This window comes from Georgenia sp. TF02-10, assembly GCF_022759505.1.
GTDB lineage: Bacteria > Actinomycetota > Actinomycetes > Actinomycetales > Actinomycetaceae > TF02-10.
In genome coordinates this window covers 3227729-3242183 of record NZ_CP094289.1, presented here as the reverse complement: position 1 = coordinate 3242183, position 14455 = coordinate 3227729, and the positions used below count along the sequence as shown (strand labels likewise).

The following is a 14455-nucleotide window of genomic DNA, read 5'->3' as shown; positions in this document are numbered from 1 at the left end:
GGCGTCAGCAGTCGCCGTCCCTCACTGACTGACGAGAAGCGGTGCTCTGATGACGGTTCCGAGACGCATCATGTCGGGGGCGGCTACAAGTATTGTAGCGATCGCAAATCATGTCGGTCGCGAATTGTGCCGTCGCACCGCCCCTCACCGCGGGCCTCCGCAGAGTCGTCCCGTAGGGGAGGTGCACTACGGACCCTGGGGCCCTGCATCCATCCCGTCTTGCCGGTCAGGACGGGTAGAACATGATCTGGCGGCGTGGAGACGCCACTGGCGGGCGCTGCGAGGATGTCACCTGGAGTGGTGCCGGGCGCAGGCGGTAGCCCGGAAGGCGCCGGGGACCGCGGAGGAGGCGGGTGATCGTAGTGACGAAGGCGGCTTCCCAGGCGTGGATCGCTCGGCGGCAGGCCGCGATCGAAGCGGGTCAGCGCACCGCTGGTGAGGAGCCGACGGCCGCGGACCGGGAGGCGGCCCGCAGGGTGCTGACCGGTGAGGCGACGGCCGAGCAAACCATCGCCGAGGGGCTGGCGGAACTGGAAGCCGAGCACGACACGCGCTGACCACAGCGAACGGGCTGGGGTGACCGGTGATGCCGGATCCTTACACGTATCCGGACACCGAGGTGCTGGTCAACATCCCCGGCTACACCCATCGTGTGGAAAGCCGCCGAGCGGCGGCTGATCACGTCCACATGGCACTTACCCGACCCACCCTTCGCGCAGCCGACGAGGCCGAAGCGCACGAGCGAGTGCGAGAGAAGATGTGGCAAGCCGATCGTGAGTTCTTCGCCTCGAGGCCGAGCCATACCCGAGTCCAGCTCGATGACGACCTACAAGAAGCCCTGGACGAGGCCGCCCGCCCGCCACCTCGGTCCCGGCGACCCGCTCGGACCGCGATCCGGCGGTGCCCGGACGCGAAGCACCACGGCCCCGAGCACCTCGGAGGTTGACCCCCCGGCCGGGACGTGACTGTGACTGCCGGCACCAAGACGCCGACAAGGCCCGGGGCTCGCACGTGGTGCCATCTCCCGTGCGCTCCACGACCGCTCCGCGGTACGACCCGCTCCCAGGCGACGCCCAGGTCCGACCAGTACCGTAGGAGGACCCGAACAGAAGGACGTCCCATGTCGCACGACGGCGCGCCCGTCGCCCGCCCGGCCGGCGGCAGCCTCGACACCCGAGCCGCCGACGTCGCCGTCGACGATTCTGCTGCGGCCGCCGTCGCACCTCCCGCCGGGGCCCCCGTCCCGGCTGCCGCCGACGCCCCCGCCTGGCAGCCGCCGTCGTGGGAGGAGATCGTCACCGAGCACTCGGCGCGGGTGTACCGGCTGGCCTACCGGCTCAGCGGCAACCGGGCCGACGCCGAGGACCTCACCCAGGAGACCTTCGTCCGGGTCTTCCGGTCCCTGCACAGCTACCAGCCCGGCAACTTCGACGGCTGGCTGCACCGCATCACCACCAACCTCTTCCTCGACCAGGCCCGCCGCCGCTCCCGGGTGCGGATGGACCCGATCGGTGAGGCGACCGAGCGGCTGCCGGCCGCCCGCGACGTCGACGAGCCCGAGCGCGGGTTCGAGCACGCCCACCTCGACGTCGACGTCCAGGCCGCCCTGGACGCGCTGCCGCCGAAGTACCGCGCCGCGGTGGTGCTGTGCGACATCGAGGGGTTGTCCTACGAGGAGATCGCGGCCACCCTCGACATCAAGATGGGTACCGTCCGCTCCCGCATCCACCGCGCCCGCGCCATGCTGCGCGACCAGCTCGCGCACCGCCGCCCCACCTCCGTCCCCGACCCCGCGGAGGCCAGGTGATGGCGCACCTGGGCGACGACGTCAGCGCGCTCGTCGACGGCCAGCTGCCGCCCGAGCGGGCCGAGGAGGCCCTCGCGCACCTCGTGACCTGCGAGGCCTGCGCCGCGCAGGTCGCCGTCGAGCGGGCCTCCCGACGGCGGCTGAGCGAGGCCCACGACGTCGCACCTAGCGCCGAGCTCACCGACCGCCTGCTCCGCCTCGGCGCCGCACCGGCAGCCCCCTGGCCGGCCCCGGGGGGGCTGCGCGCGCACCTGCGCACCGGGAGCCGGCGCCGGCTGGTGGTCCGCGCCTCCCTGGCCGTCGCCGGGGCCGCCGGGGTGGCCGGCGCGCTCGTCGTCGTCGGGGCGCTCACCGAGCGGACCGGGGACCCGGCCGGGATGCTCGCCCAGGTGTCCGGGCCCGGACAGGGCCCGAGCACCTTCGTCGTCTCCGCCGACTCCGTCCAGCGCGTCGACGCCGGGGCGGACACCACCACCGCCGCGCTGGCCTGGCTGCGGGACCACGACTGGCCCGCCCCCGCCGACCTGCCGGAGGGGATCCGCATCTCGCACGTCGGCACCAGCACCGACGACGCCGGCCGGGAGGTCGTGGAGGTCGCGGTCGTCGCCGACGGCCGGCCGGTCCAGGTGCTGCAGCAGCGCGGCGTGCTCGACGTCGCCGCGCTCGCCACGCTGCCCACCGTGCCCCTCGGGTCGGGTAGCGCGTTCCGGCTGCCGGGCGCCGGCGCCGGCCTGGTCGCGCAGTGCGACGACGTGGTCGTCCTGGTCACCGCGGCCGGTGAGGACGCCGAGCACGTGACCCAGGTGGCCGAGCTCTTCCCGGCCACCAACCCGGGTACCGGCGTGGCCGGTCGCCTGGACCGGGGCCTGGACACGGTCGTCGGGTGGACCCAGGCGCTGGTGGGCTGAGGCGCCGCCGAGCGGCCTGAGCGCTCGGGCTGCCCTGCCCGGGCTGCCCTGCCCGGGCTGCCCTGCCCGGGCTGCCCTAGCCGGATGGCCCGCTCTACGACCCGCGCCCGTCTCGGGCTGGCGCAGCCGTCGCTGGACCGCCCCCGGGCACGGGTCAGGCCGGCCCGACCGCCGCGAAAGCGACCGGCTCCCGGCACCGCGCGCGGTATGGCGCCCCAAGGCTCGGCCTATCCTTGCCGGGTGCCGATCAACTGGGGCGAGCTCACTGTGCTGCTCATCCTGGCGTTCCTCCTGATCGGCCCCGAGCGGCTGCCCGAGCTCGCCGCACAGCTCGCCCGCCTGGTCCGCGAGCTCAAGCGGCTGGCCACCGGTGCCAAGGAGCGGGTCCAGGAGGAGCTCGGCGACGAGATGGCCGAGCTGGCGGCGCTGGACCCCAGGCAGTACGACCCGCGCCGCATCGTCCGGGAGGCGCTCCTCGACGACCCGCCCCCACCGCCGGTGGTGCGCCGTCCGCCCACCGCCCGGCGGGCCACTGCGCCGGCGGGCCGTGGCACCAGCGGGAGTGGTGTCGCCGCCGGCGCGACGGTGACGCCCGGGCCCGGCGGCGCAGCGGGCGACGGGATGACGGCTAGCGGCGCGGCGTCGGCGGCTGGAATGGCGGCTGCCGGGTCGACGGCGGCCGGGGTGGCGTCCGGCAAGGCAACGTCCGATGGTGCGGTGCCCGGAGCGTCGCCGGCCATCGGTGCGGTGGCCATTCCGGGGACGGATGGAAGGGCCGGGGGATCGGTCGCCGCAGCTGACGGCGGCGCGCCGACGGCGGGTGCCCCGGCGGGTGAGGACGTTGCCGGCTACGTCGTCCCCTTCGACGACGAGGCCACCTGAGTCTGGAGCCACCCGCGCCTCCCGCCGGTGCGGGTCGCGCTCTCTGGGGACGAGCGCCCAGCCCGACCAGGTCGGGTCGATGACGGCAGCCGGTCGGGCGGACGGCGGCACCGGTCGGGCGGATCGTGGCAGCCAGGTCGGGCGGATCGCGGCAGCCGATCAGGCAGACGGCGGCCGCCCGGCGCCTGCACCGCCGCGCGCGGAGCCAGGTCCCGCCCTACCGTGTTCCCCATGACCGAGAACCGCGGCGACGACACCATCAAGGACCCCGAGGACTGGACCACCGGGGACGAGCCGGCCACCGGCGCCCAGCTGAGCTACCTGGGCACGCTCGCCCGCGAGGCCGGCCGGGACCTGCCGGAGGACCTGACCAAGGCCCAGGCCTCCAGCCTCATCGACGAGCTGCGCGGCCAGTCCGAGCGGGTCGCCGGCGACGACGAGACGAACGGCGGGTCCACCGACCGGTGACCCGGTCGACCGGCTGACGTCGGCGGAACGAGTGACGCCGACAGACCAGACGTCTGCCGACCACTGACGCCGACGCACCGGTCACGCGCGGCGGCCGGGCGCCGTCGTCAGCGCCCGACCGGGCTGATCCCGAGCGAGCGGCCGGCGAGCCCCCGGGCCCGGTGGCTCAGGGTGCGGGCCACCTCCCGCAGCCCGTCGACGGCCGGGCTGCCGCCGTCGGCGAGGACGAGCGGGCGACCGGCGTCGGCACCCTCCCGCAGCGCCACCTCGATGGGCAGCTGGGCGAGCAGCGGCACCTGGTAGCCGAGCGTGCGGCCCAGCTCGGCGGACACCCGCGCACCGCCGCCGGAGCCGAAGATCTCCACCCGGTCCCCGCCCTGCTCGATCCAGGACATGTTCTCGATGACCCCGACCACGTGCTGCTGGGTCTGCGCGGCGATCACCCCGGCCCGCTGCGCCACCTCCGCGGCGGCCACCTGCGGGGTGGTGACGACGAGGATCTCCGAGGTCGGCAGCATCTGCGCCACCGAGATCGCGATGTCCCCGGTGCCCGGCGGCAGGTCCAGCAGCAGGACGTCCAGGTCGCCCCAGAAGACGTCGGCGAGGAACTGCTGCAGCGCGCGGTGCAGCATCGGCCCGCGCCACACCACCGGCCGGCCGTCCTGGGTGAACATCCCGATGGAGATGACCTTCACGTCGTGCGCCACCGGCGGCAGGATCATGTCCTCGACCTTGGTCGGCGGGTAGGTCACGCCGAGCATCCGGGGGATGGAGAAGCCGTAGATGTCGGCGTCGACGACGCCGACCTTGAGCCCGTCGGCGGCCATCGCCGCGGCGAGGTTGGCCGTGACCGTGGACTTGCCCACCCCGCCCTTGCCGGAGGTCACCGCGTAGACGCGGGTGAGGGAGCCGGGCTGGGCGAAGGGGATGACCGGCTCGGCGACGCCGCCGCGCAGCTGGCTGCGGAGCTCGCGGCGCTGCTCCTCGGACATCACGCCCATGGCCACCTGCACCCCGGCGACGCCGTCCAGCGCGCCCACGACGGCGGAGACGTCCCGGGTGATCGTGTCCTTCAGCGGGCAGCCCGCCGTCGTCAGGTCCACGCCGACGACGACCTGACCGTCCGGGCCGACCTCGACGCTGCGCACCATGTTGAGATCGGTGATGGGACGGCGGATCTCGGGGTCCATGACCTTCCCGAGCTCGGCCCGGACGGCCTCGACGGTGGGAGCACTCATGCCTCCATCGTAGGTTGCCGCCGTCGTGGTCCGGGGGCCGGTCCCCGTCCCGCCCGGGCAGCCGCCTACCCCGCGCCGCCGGCGTGCTCGACGGCGCGGCGGGCCTCGGCCAGGTCCCGCTCGAGCTCGCGGATGCGCGCCTCCCGCTCCTCCACGATGTCCTCCAGCAGCGACCGCATCTCCGAGCGGACGAAGTCCCGGGTGGCGACCTCGTTCATCGCCAGCCGCAGCGCCGCCACCTCCCGGGCGAGGTACTCGGTGTCGGCCAGGTTGCGCTCGGCGCGCTGGCGGTCCTGCTCCGCGGCGACCCGGTCCCGGTCCACCTGCCGGTTCTGCGCCAGCAGGATCAGCGGGGAGGAGTAGGAGGCCTGCAGCGAGAGCATGAGGGTCAGGGCGGTGAAGCCCAGGGCGGCGGAGTCGAACTGCAGCTCCGGCGGCCCGAAGGTGTTCCACAGCAGCCACGCGCCGCAGAAGATGGTGAGGTAGACCAGGAACCGCGGCGTGCCCATGAACCGGGCGATGCCCTCCGAGATCCGGCCGAACGCCTCGGGGTCCCGGCTGCGCGGCAGCCAGCGCCGCCGTGCCTCGAGCGGGGTGTCCAGCCGGTCAGCCATGGGCGCTCCTCGTCATCACCTCGTCGGTGAGGTCCTCGTCGGCGTCGCGCCAGTCCTCCGGCAGCAGGTGGTCCAGCACGTCGTCGACGGAGACGGCGCCGAGCAGCCGGCCGCCGTCGTCCACCACCGGCAGCGCGGTGAGGTTGTAGGTGGCGAGCAGGCGGGTGACCTTGCCGATCTCGTCCTGCGGGGCGAGGGCGTCGACGTCCTTGTCCAGCAGCGAGCCGACCAGGGCGTGCGGCGGCTCGCGCAGGGCGTGCTGGAGGTGGACGACGCCGAGCAGCCGCCCGGTCGGGGTCTCCAGCGGCGGGCGGACCACGAACAGCATCGCGGCCAGCGCGGGGGTGACGTCCTGCCGGCGGGCGTGCGCGAGGGCGGTGGCGACGGTGGCCTCCGGCGGCAGGATGATCGGCTCGGTGGTCATCAGCCCGCCGGCGGTGTGCTCCTCGTAGGCCAGCAGCCGGCGCACGTCCTTCGCCTCGTCCGGCTCCATCGCCTCGAGCAGCTCACTCGCCCGGGCGGTCGGCAGCTCGGCGAGGAGGTCCGCGGCGTCGTCGGGCTCCATCACGTCCAGCACGTCCGCGGCCCGCTCCACCCCCAGCCCGGAGACGATGGAGACCCGGTCCTCCTCGCCGAGCTCCTCCAGGACGTCGGCCAGGCGCTCGTCGTCGAGCTCGGCGGCCACCTCCAGCCGGCGGGTGTCGGTGAGGTCGCGCAGGACGTCGGCGATGTCCGCCGGCTTGAGGTCCTCCAGGGTGGCGAGCAGCGCCGTCGCACCCTGCTGGCCCGGGCTGGCGGCCAGGCCGGTGACGTCCTCGACGTCGACGACGAGGGCCTCCCCGCGGCGCAGCACGCCACGCCCGGCGTGCCGGCGGACGAAGAGCTTGGTGACCAGCCAGTCCCGGTTGCGCTGCTGCTCGAGCGCCACGTCCTTCACGACGGCGGTGCCCGAGCCGTCCCGGAGGGTGACCTGCCGGTCGAGCAGCTCGGCGACCACCAGGGTCTCCGTGGCCCGGCGGACGAACCGGCGGATGTTGACCAGGCCGGTGGTGATGACGGCGCCGGCGTCGATGCTCGTCACCCGGGTCAGCGGCAGGAAGACCCGCCGCCGGCCGGGGACCTCCACCACCAGCCCGACGGCGCGCGGGGCACCCTTGAGCCGGACCAGGACGACGACGTCGTGCACGCGGCCCACCTGGTCCCCGAGGGGGTCGAACACCGGCGTGCCGGCGAGCCGGGCCACGTAGACGCGGCTCGGGGCGCCGGAGCGGGACGGGGCGGTGGTGCTCACGAGCAGAGCCTAGGACAGCGCCGTCGCGCCGCGGGGCGGGGGCACGGGGGCGCCGGGGCCCCGGCTTGGGGGAGATGTCGCAGGGGTCCCGGGAGAGAGGCGGCGCGGGTCTGGGGAGAGGCGGCGGGGGGCTGGGGGCGAGGCGGCGGGGGTCTGGGGGAGCGGCGGGGAGTCTGGGGGAGTTCCTGGCGCGGCCGGACCGGTTTCTCCGCGGGTGGAACGCCTGGCAGCGACCCCCGGGTTCGGGGGAAGATCGAGGCATGCGCGCGCAGCAGCCCGACCCGCGGACCCCCACCCTGCCCAGCGGCGTGGAGGTGGCGTCCTACCCGACCTACCTCGAGGCCCAGCAGGCGGTCGACCACCTCTCCGACGAGGCCTTCGACGTGCGGCAGGTGACGATCGTGGGCAGCGACCTGCGCCTGGTCGAGCGGGTCACCGGGCGGCTGACCTATGCCCGGGTGGCGGGGGCGGGAGCGATGAGCGGCGCCTGGTTCGGCCTGATGATCTCCCTGCTGTTCTGGGTGTTCGCGCCGGACGGCCAGTTCCCGCTGCTCGCCGGGATCCTCATCGGTGCGGCGTTCGGCATCCTCTTCGCGGTCGTCTCCTACGCCCTGACCGGCGGGAAGCGGGACTTCACCTCCACCAGCCAGGTGGTCGCCTCGCGCTACTCGGTGCTCTGCTCGCCCGAGCTCGCCGGCCAGGCGCGCCAGCTGCTCACCGCCGGCGGCCACGGCGGCCGCGGCCCGGCCGCCGCCGTCCCGACCGGTGCGGGCGCCCGCGGGCCGCTCACCGCGACCGGTCCCGGGCCCGCCGGCACCGGGCCGGCCGGGCCGGGGCCGCAGCCGCCGTCGTCGGACAACCCCTACGCCCCGCCCACCTCCTGGTCCGCCCCCGGCGGCAGCCGGCCCGCCGGCAGCCAGCCCACCGGCACCCAGCCCGGCGGAACCCAGCCCGGCGGAACCCAGCCCGGGACCGGCCAGCCCGCGCAGCAGCCCGACGGCGGCCGGGAGCCCGCGCCCGGCACGGCTGAGCGGCCGACCGGCGATGAACCGCCGCAGCGCCGCGAGCGACCCCGCTACGGGGTCCGCCTGGAGGACCTCGAGGAGCCGGGCGAGGGCAGGGGCTGAGCGTGCCCCCAGCGGTCGGGCTCTCGACCTCCTCGATCTACCCCGCTGGCGTGGCGGAGACCTTCTCCGTCGCGGCCGAGCTCGGGTACGACGGCGTGGAGGTCATGGTGCTGCGCGACCCGGACAGCCAGGACATCCGGCGGCTGCGCGAGCTGATGGACCGCTACGGCCTGCCGGTGCTCGCCATCCACGCCCCGACCCTCCTCCTCACCCAGGGGGTGTGGGGCAACGACCCCTGGGACAAGGTCGACCGGTCCACCGAGCTGGCCACCGAGGTCGGCGCCGACGTCGTGGTGCTGCACCCGCCGTTCCGGTGGCAGCGCTCCTACGCGGAGCACTTCGTCGGCGCGATCGCCGAGCGGGAGCGGCTGGACGGTATGCGGCTGGCGGTCGAGAACATGTTCCCCTGGCGGGCCCGGACCCGGCGCCGGGAGCGCGTCATGCAGGCGTACCTACCCGGGTGGGACCCGCTCGAGCACGACTACGCCTCGGTGACGCTGGACCTGTCGCACACCGCCACCGCCGGCCTGGACCGGGCGCAGGCGCTCGCGATGGCCGACGAGCTCGGCCCGCGGCTGGCCCACGTCCACCTCGCCGACGGCACCCACAGCTACAAGGACGAGCACCTCGTGCCGGGCCGGGGGGACCAACCGTGCGCCGAGGTCCTCGCCATGCTCGGCTCGCAGGGGTACACCGGGGCGGTCGTCGTGGAGGTCAACACCCGCAAGCTCACCCCGGACGCCCGCCGCGCGGCGCTGACCGCCTCCCTCGCCTTCGCCCGCGAGCACCTCGCCGCGGGTGAGCGGGAGCGGGCCCGCGTGCCGGTGCCGCGCCCGGCGCCGGAGGAGGGCTGAGCCCCAGCTCAGCCGCGCAGCCGGGCCACCCACGCCTCGACGTCGGCCACCGTCCGGGGGATAGCGGCGGAGAGGTTCTCCACCGACCCGTCCGGGCGGACGAGGATGTCGTCCTCGATGCGCACCGAGATGCCGCGCAGCTCCGCCGGCACCTTCAGGTCGTCGGCCCGGAAGTACAGGCCCGGCTCGATGGTGAAGATCATCCCGGGCGCGAGCTCGGCCTCCAGGTACATCTCCCGGCGGGCCTGGGCGCAGTCGTGGACGTCCAGGCCGAGGTGGTGGCTGGTGCCGTGCACCATCCACCGCCGGTGGAACTGGCCCTCGGGCGCCAGGGACTCCGCGGCGGTGCCGGGGAGCATCCCCCACTCCTCCAGGCGGGCGGCGATGACCTCCATCGCGGCGGCGTGGACGTCCTTGAACCGGGTGCCCGGCCGGCCCGCCCGGGCGAAGGCGGCGTCGGCGGCGGCCAGGACCGCCTCGTACACCTGCCGCTGGGCGGCGCTGAAGACGCCGTCGACCGGGAGGGTGCGGGTGATGTCGGCGGTGTAGAGCGAGTCGACCTCGACGCCGGCGTCGACCAGGACGAGCTGCCCGGGGCGGACCTGCCCGTCGTTGGTGATCCAGTGCAGGGTGCTGGCGTGCTCGCCGGCGGCGGCGATGGTCTCGTAGCCCGTCCCGTTGCCCTCCTCCCGCGCCCGGGCCTCGAACGCGCCCTCGACGACCCGCTCGCCGCGCGGGTGCGCCACCGCCCGGGGGAAGGAGCGGATGACGTCCTCGAAGCCCCGGGCGGTGGCGGCGACGGCCTCCCGGACCTGCCCGACCTCGTGGTCGTCCTTGCGCAGCCGGAGCTCGGAGAGCGCCTCCGCCAGGCGGGCGTCGGCCTCGGTGGTGCCGGTGGTCACGCCGGCCTCGGCCCGGAGCTTCTCGACGAGGGCGGAGACGGCGGCGTCGGCCGCCGGCACCACCCGTAACTGCACCTGCCCGGCGCCGACGTCCTTGGCCAGGGCGTCGGCGAGGCTGTCGATGTGCTCCACCCGCAGGCCGGTCACGGCCGCCATCTCCGCCAGCGAGGGGCGCGCCCCCACCCACAGCTCGCCGTAGCGGGAGTCGCCGTAGAACTCCTCGGTGTCGCGCCCGGCCCGCGGCCGGAAGTACAGCACCGCCTCGTGGGTGGGGCGGGCGTCGGTGGCACGGATGCCGGTGGCCTCGTCGGTGCCCTGGGTGTCGGTGGTCTCGGTGGCCGGCTCGCCGGTGGTGGCCTCGGTGGCCGGCTCGCCGGTGGTGGCCTCGGCCGCACCGCCCCGGCCGCCGTCGGCCTCGTCCAGCGGGTGCAGGACCAGGACGGCGTCCGGCTCCAGGTCCGTGCCGAGCCCGGTGAGGTGGGCGAACGCCGAGTGCGGGCGGAACCGGTAGTCGGTGTCGTTGCTGCGGACGACCAGCTGCCCGGCCGGGACCACGAGCCGCTCGCCGGGGAAGAGCCGGCCGACCGCCGCGCGGCGCAGCGCCGCCGGATCCGCCGCCGGGGAGCGCTCGGGCAGACCCTCCGGCCGCGGCCCCCAGCCGTCGGCGATGAAGGCGCGGAAGGCCGGGCTGCTGGGCTTCTGGGAGCGGTTGTCCCCGCGGTCCTGCAGGGGCTGGTCGGAGGCGGTGTCCTGGCTCATCCCTCCATCGTGCCACCGGCTGGCGCCGCCCCGTCGGGGCGGGCGCCCGCTGCCGGACGCCTCCGGCGCCACGGATACCCTGGGCGGGTGCCAGCAGACGAGATGCGCATCGACCCGCACGCGCACTCGACCGCCTCCGACGGCACCGACAGCCCCGCCAACCTGGTGCGCGCCGCGGCCGCGGCCGGCCTCGACGTCGTCGGGATCACCGACCACGACACCGTCGCCGGCTGGGCCGAGGCCGAGGCCGCCGTCGCCGAGACCGGGGTGGCCCTGCTGCGCGGGGCCGAGCTGTCCTGCCAGGCGGGCGGGATCTCGGTGCACCTGCTCAGCTACCTGCACGACCCGGCGGAGCCCGACCTCGCCGCGGAGGTCGACCGGTCCCGGCGCTCCCGGGAGGAGCGCGCCCGGATCATGGTCGACCGGCTGTCCCAGGACTTCCCGATCACCTGGGCGGACGTCCGCGCCCAGGTCGCCCCCGGGGCGACCGTGGGGCGGCCACACATGGCTGACGCGCTGGTCGCCGCCGGCGTCGCCCCGGACCGGGACACCTGCTTCGCGACCATCCTCTCCTCGCGCGGGCCCTACTACGTGCGCTACCACGCCCCGGACGCGGTGACGCTCGTCGGCCTGGTCCGGGCCGCCGGCGGGGTGCCGGTGATGGCCCACCCCCGCGCCGCCACCCGCGGGCGGGTGGTCAGCGACGCCGTCGTCGCCGCCATGGCCGACGCCGGCCTGGCCGCCCTGGAGGTCGACCACCGGGACCACAGCCCGGTCGCGCGGGCCGAGCTCGCCGCGCTCGCGGACCGGCTCGGCCTGGCCCGCACCGGGGCCAGCGACTACCACGGCACGGGCAAGCTCAACGTGCTCGGCGAGCACACGACGGACCCGGCCGTGCTGGCCCTGATCGAGAGCGAGGGGAGCCTGCCGGTGGTGCGGCCATGACCGAGATCGTCGACGTCGGCCTGCTGTCGACCACCTTCCTGACCCTCTTCGTCATCATGGACCCGCCGGGCACGGTGCCCGTCTTCCTCGCCCTGACCTCGACGATGACCGCCCGGCAGCGGCGGGTGGCGGCCCGGCAGGCAACCGCGGTGGCCTTCGGGGTGATCCTCGCCTTCACCCTGTTCGGCCAGTACATCCTGGACTTCCTGCACATCTCCGTGCCGGCCCTGCAGCTCTCCGGCGGCTTGCTGCTGCTGCTGGTCGCGATGGAGCTGCTCACCGGCAAGCAGGAGGAGCCCGGATCGTCGCCGAACGGGGTGAACGTGGCGCTCGTGCCGCTGGGCACCCCGCTGCTCGCCGGGCCGGGCGCGATCGTGGCGGCCATGCTCGCGGTGCAGGACGTCGAGGGCCCGCCCGGGTGGGTCGCGATCGGGGTCGCGCTGGTGGGCGTGCACCTGGTCCTCTGGGCGGCGATGCGGTTCGCCGGGGTGATCCACCGGGTGCTCGGCGACGGCGGCACCACGCTGGTCACCCGGATCGCCGGCCTGCTGCTCGCCGCGATCGCCGTGCAGCTCATGGCCGACGCCGTGTTCGCGTTCGTCGACATGCACTACTGACCGGGGCTGGGCTGGGCTGGGGGCCGGCCGGCACGGGGCCGTGCTGCGTCGAGACTGGCAAAGTGGTTGCTGGGAGCAACCGTTTTGTCGTTCTCGGTGTTGGTCGGACGGCGGTGGCTACGAGCTCATGCCGGCCTGTCCTTGGTGGGCAGGTGGTCGGCGACGAGCTCGTAGGAGCCGAGCACGAGGTCCTCGACGACGTGCTTGGTGATCCCGCGCCCGGCTCCGACGGACACCCAGTGCCGCTTGTTGAAGTACCGGCCTGCGGTGATCGTCTCGTGGTCACGACGCAGTGTCTCCCCATGGTGAGGGTCTACCTTCACCGTGATGATCTGGGCGTCGGGATCGTCGTCGGTGACGACAAGGAAGACCTTGTCCGCGACCTTCCACACGTCCAGGTGCGGGGTGAACGGGCGCCCATGGCTGACGCCGGCCAGTGAGCCGGCCGTGTCGCGTGCGACCTGCTGCAGCTGCTCTCCCGACAGGCTCACTGTTCTTCCCTTCCAGAGGTGGCGGGTCGACGGGTCGCCTCGGTATACACGGAGATGTACCAATACGCGGCGTGCAGTACCAGGGTCGCAGCGATCTTGCGTGACTTCCAGGAAGAGGCACTCACCGTCCTGCGTGAGCACTTCCCGGACGCCGCCGCCCGTGCCGTTGACGCACTCATGTGGGGCTGGTGGACTACCGCTCCTTCCATGAAGCGGCCCCTGGACGAGGACGCGGTCCGTCGCGCCTATCGATCCATCGTCGATGAGTTCGTCAGTGACGCGCACCGGTGCTCACCAGGCGACCTGCCGGTCCCAAGGCCGGCTGAGCGCCGTACTCACGCAGCCGGGCACGACGCAGGACGCAAGGCGCGAGACCGCACCGGAAGGTGGACCATGAGGACAGCCCTCGACCTCTGGAGCGCCGTCCCTAGCAGGAGTCCCGAAGACCCGAACGCAAGGAGCTGCAATGAGCCGCACGGAATCAGCTGTAGGCACCACACCTGACGCGATGCGAGCCGTCGTCGTCACCCGCCCCGGGGATCTGGACGCGCTGGAGCTCAAAGACGTCCCGGTCCCCGAACGGCAGCCGGGCTGGGTGCGGATCGCGGTGAAGGCCTTCGGCGTCAACGAGTCCGAGGTCACCACCCGCAAGGGCGAGTCAGACCCGGAGGTCACCTACCCCCGCATCCCCGGCATCGAGGCCGTCGGCGTGGTCGACGAGGCCGACGAGGACAGCGACCTACGTCCGGGGCAGCAGGTAGCCACGATGATGGGTGGCATGGGCCGCACCTTTGACGGTTCCTACGCCCAGTACGTCACCGTCCCCGCGGCACAGGTCATCGGGTTCGAGACCGCGCTGGGGTGGGACGTCGTCGGCGCACTGCCCGAGATGTTCCAGACCGCCTACGGATCGCTGACCACCGGCCTTGATCTGCAGGCCGGGCAGACCCTGCTGATCCGTGGGGGCACGTCCACGGTCGGGCTGAGCGCCGCGACGATCGCGAAGGACATGGACGCCACCGTCATCTCCACCACCCGTCACGCCGACCGTACCGACGAGCTACGGGCCATCGGCGTCGACCATCCCATCGTGGACGACGGAGAGATCGCCGCCAAGGTCCACGGCCTCGCACCAGCCGGCGTCGACGCCGCACTCGAGCTCGTGGGCTGCACCGTGCTGCCCGACACCCTCGGGTGCGTGCGCAGGCACGGCACCGCATGCTTCACGGGCGCCCTGGCAGGCGGATGGAGCATTCCCGACTTCAGCCCGTTCATGATCCCCAGCGGGGTGAGGCTGACCAGCTATGCGGGCCAGGCGACAGACCTGCCCCCTCAGGTGTTCCAGCAACAGCTCCAAGCCATCGCCGACGGCCGACTCAAGGCGCCGGTCGCGAAGGTCTACGTGGGCCTGGAGCACGTCCGCGACGCTCACGCCGATGTCGAGTCCGGCTCGACTCTCGGCAAGCACGTGGTGCGGCTCGACGACTGAGCCGAGAACGTCGGCACAGACGCATACGGCACAGAGGTATCCGCGAATCGCCCACGCTGGCCC

At 74.3% G+C, this 14455-nt stretch carries 15 protein-coding genes; 10 read left to right on the top strand and 5 right to left on the bottom strand.

All coding sequences use genetic code 11. The annotated features are described in order from the left end of the window. The first annotated feature begins 353 nt into the window (after positions 1-353). The 5 genes from MF406_RS14725 (at position 354) to MF406_RS14705 (ending at position 4065) form a co-directional block, all read left to right on the top strand. Positions 354-557 carry a hypothetical protein gene (locus MF406_RS14725; RefSeq protein WP_242895205.1) on the top strand — a complete coding sequence of 68 codons (204 nt, stop codon included), beginning with the start codon at positions 354-356 and terminating at the stop codon, positions 555-557. Positions 558-1120: 563 nt separating this feature from the next. Next, positions 1121-1807, top strand: coding sequence for an RNA polymerase sigma factor SigE (gene sigE, locus MF406_RS14720; protein WP_242895203.1), 687 nt, complete (start codon positions 1121-1123; stop codon positions 1805-1807). Next, positions 1807-2715, top strand: a complete 909-nt coding sequence (locus MF406_RS14715; protein ID WP_242897814.1) for an anti-sigma factor — start codon at positions 1807-1809, stop codon at positions 2713-2715. The genes sigE and MF406_RS14715 overlap by 1 nt, the downstream gene beginning before the upstream one ends. 240 nt (positions 2716-2955) lie before the next feature. Continuing rightward, on the top strand, positions 2956-3597 hold the full coding sequence (locus MF406_RS14710) for a twin-arginine translocase TatA/TatE family subunit (RefSeq protein WP_242895201.1): 642 nt from the start codon (positions 2956-2958) through the stop codon (positions 3595-3597). A 231-nt stretch (positions 3598-3828) separates the two neighbouring features. Beyond that, positions 3829-4065 (top strand): DUF3072 domain-containing protein, encoded by a 237-nt coding sequence (locus tag MF406_RS14705; protein WP_242895200.1) that lies wholly within the window; start codon positions 3829-3831, stop codon positions 4063-4065. Positions 4066-4172: 107 nt separating this feature from the next. Here MF406_RS14705 and MF406_RS14700 read toward each other — a convergent pair whose 3' ends face one another. The 3 genes from MF406_RS14700 to MF406_RS14690 form a co-directional block, all read right to left on the bottom strand. Continuing rightward, the gene (locus MF406_RS14700; protein WP_242895198.1) at positions 4173-5303 is read right to left on the bottom strand and encodes a P-loop NTPase; all 1131 of its coding nucleotides are present in this window, start codon (positions 5301-5303) and stop codon (positions 4173-4175) included. A gap of 65 nt (positions 5304-5368) precedes the next feature. Then, complete coding sequence (locus tag MF406_RS14695; protein WP_242895196.1) at positions 5369-5917, bottom strand: DUF1003 domain-containing protein; 549 nt, start codon at positions 5915-5917, stop codon at positions 5369-5371. After that, entirely contained in the window at positions 5910-7208 is a 1299-nt protein-coding gene (locus MF406_RS14690) for a magnesium transporter MgtE N-terminal domain-containing protein (RefSeq protein WP_242895194.1), read from the bottom strand. Before MF406_RS14690 ends, MF406_RS14695 begins: the two co-directional genes overlap by 8 nt. Positions 7209-7468: 260 nt before the next feature. Here MF406_RS14690 and MF406_RS14685 point away from each other — a divergent pair, with 260 nt between their 5' ends. Together MF406_RS14685 and MF406_RS14680 are read left to right on the top strand one after the other, a co-directional pair. Further along, on the top strand, positions 7469-8335 hold the full coding sequence (locus MF406_RS14685; protein WP_242895180.1) for a general stress protein: 867 nt from the start codon (positions 7469-7471) through the stop codon (positions 8333-8335). A 2-nt stretch (positions 8336-8337) separates the two neighbouring features. Further along, entirely contained in the window at positions 8338-9189 is an 852-nt protein-coding gene (locus tag MF406_RS14680) for a sugar phosphate isomerase/epimerase (protein ID WP_242895178.1), read from the top strand. 8 nt (positions 9190-9197) lie between these two features. On the opposite strand, the gene MF406_RS14675 is transcribed toward MF406_RS14680, so the two are convergent. Beyond that, on the bottom strand, positions 9198-10850 hold the full coding sequence (locus tag MF406_RS14675) for an aminopeptidase P family protein (RefSeq protein WP_242895176.1): 1653 nt from the start codon (positions 10848-10850) through the stop codon (positions 9198-9200). Between the two features lie 102 nt (positions 10851-10952). Here MF406_RS14675 and MF406_RS14670 point away from each other — a divergent pair, with 102 nt between their 5' ends. Beyond that, positions 10953-11795: a PHP domain-containing protein gene (locus MF406_RS14670; protein WP_242897813.1), complete on the top strand. Its 843-nt coding sequence runs from the start codon at positions 10953-10955 to the stop codon at positions 11793-11795. Then, positions 11792-12412, top strand: coding sequence for a MarC family protein (locus tag MF406_RS14665; protein ID WP_242895174.1), 621 nt, complete (start codon positions 11792-11794; stop codon positions 12410-12412). The genes MF406_RS14670 and MF406_RS14665 overlap by 4 nt, the downstream gene beginning before the upstream one ends. Before the next feature lie 125 nt (positions 12413-12537). Here the strand turns inward: MF406_RS14665 and MF406_RS14660 are convergent, their stop codons facing one another. Further along, positions 12538-12903, bottom strand: coding sequence for an MmcQ/YjbR family DNA-binding protein (locus MF406_RS14660; protein ID WP_242895172.1), 366 nt, complete (start codon positions 12901-12903; stop codon positions 12538-12540). A gap of 466 nt (positions 12904-13369) precedes the next feature. Between MF406_RS14660 and MF406_RS14655 the strand changes: the two genes are divergently transcribed. Beyond that, entirely contained in the window at positions 13370-14392 is a 1023-nt protein-coding gene (locus tag MF406_RS14655; protein WP_242895171.1) for an alcohol dehydrogenase catalytic domain-containing protein, read from the top strand. The last annotated feature ends 63 nt before the right edge of the window (positions 14393-14455 follow it).

Coding starts and splice junctions, on each gene's coding strand:
- sigE (WP_242895203.1), top strand. CDS start 1,121: ATGTCGCACGACGGCGCGCCCGTCGCCCGCCCGGCCGGCGGCAGCCTC.
- MF406_RS14670 (WP_242897813.1), top strand. CDS start 10,953: ATGCGCATCGACCCGCACGCGCACTCGACCGCCTCCGACGGCACCGAC.
- MF406_RS14700 (WP_242895198.1), bottom strand. CDS start 5,303: ATGAGTGCTCCCACCGTCGAGGCCGTCCGGGCCGAGCTCGGGAAGGTC.
- MF406_RS14685 (WP_242895180.1), top strand. CDS start 7,469: ATGCGCGCGCAGCAGCCCGACCCGCGGACCCCCACCCTGCCCAGCGGC.
- MF406_RS14665 (WP_242895174.1), top strand. CDS start 11,792: ATGACCGAGATCGTCGACGTCGGCCTGCTGTCGACCACCTTCCTGACC.
- MF406_RS14695 (WP_242895196.1), bottom strand. CDS start 5,917: ATGGCTGACCGGCTGGACACCCCGCTCGAGGCACGGCGGCGCTGGCTG.
- MF406_RS14705 (WP_242895200.1), top strand. CDS start 3,829: ATGACCGAGAACCGCGGCGACGACACCATCAAGGACCCCGAGGACTGG.
- MF406_RS14715 (WP_242897814.1), top strand. CDS start 1,807: ATGGCGCACCTGGGCGACGACGTCAGCGCGCTCGTCGACGGCCAGCTG.
- MF406_RS14675 (WP_242895176.1), bottom strand. CDS start 10,850: ATGAGCCAGGACACCGCCTCCGACCAGCCCCTGCAGGACCGCGGGGAC.
- MF406_RS14655 (WP_242895171.1), top strand. CDS start 13,370: ATGAGCCGCACGGAATCAGCTGTAGGCACCACACCTGACGCGATGCGA.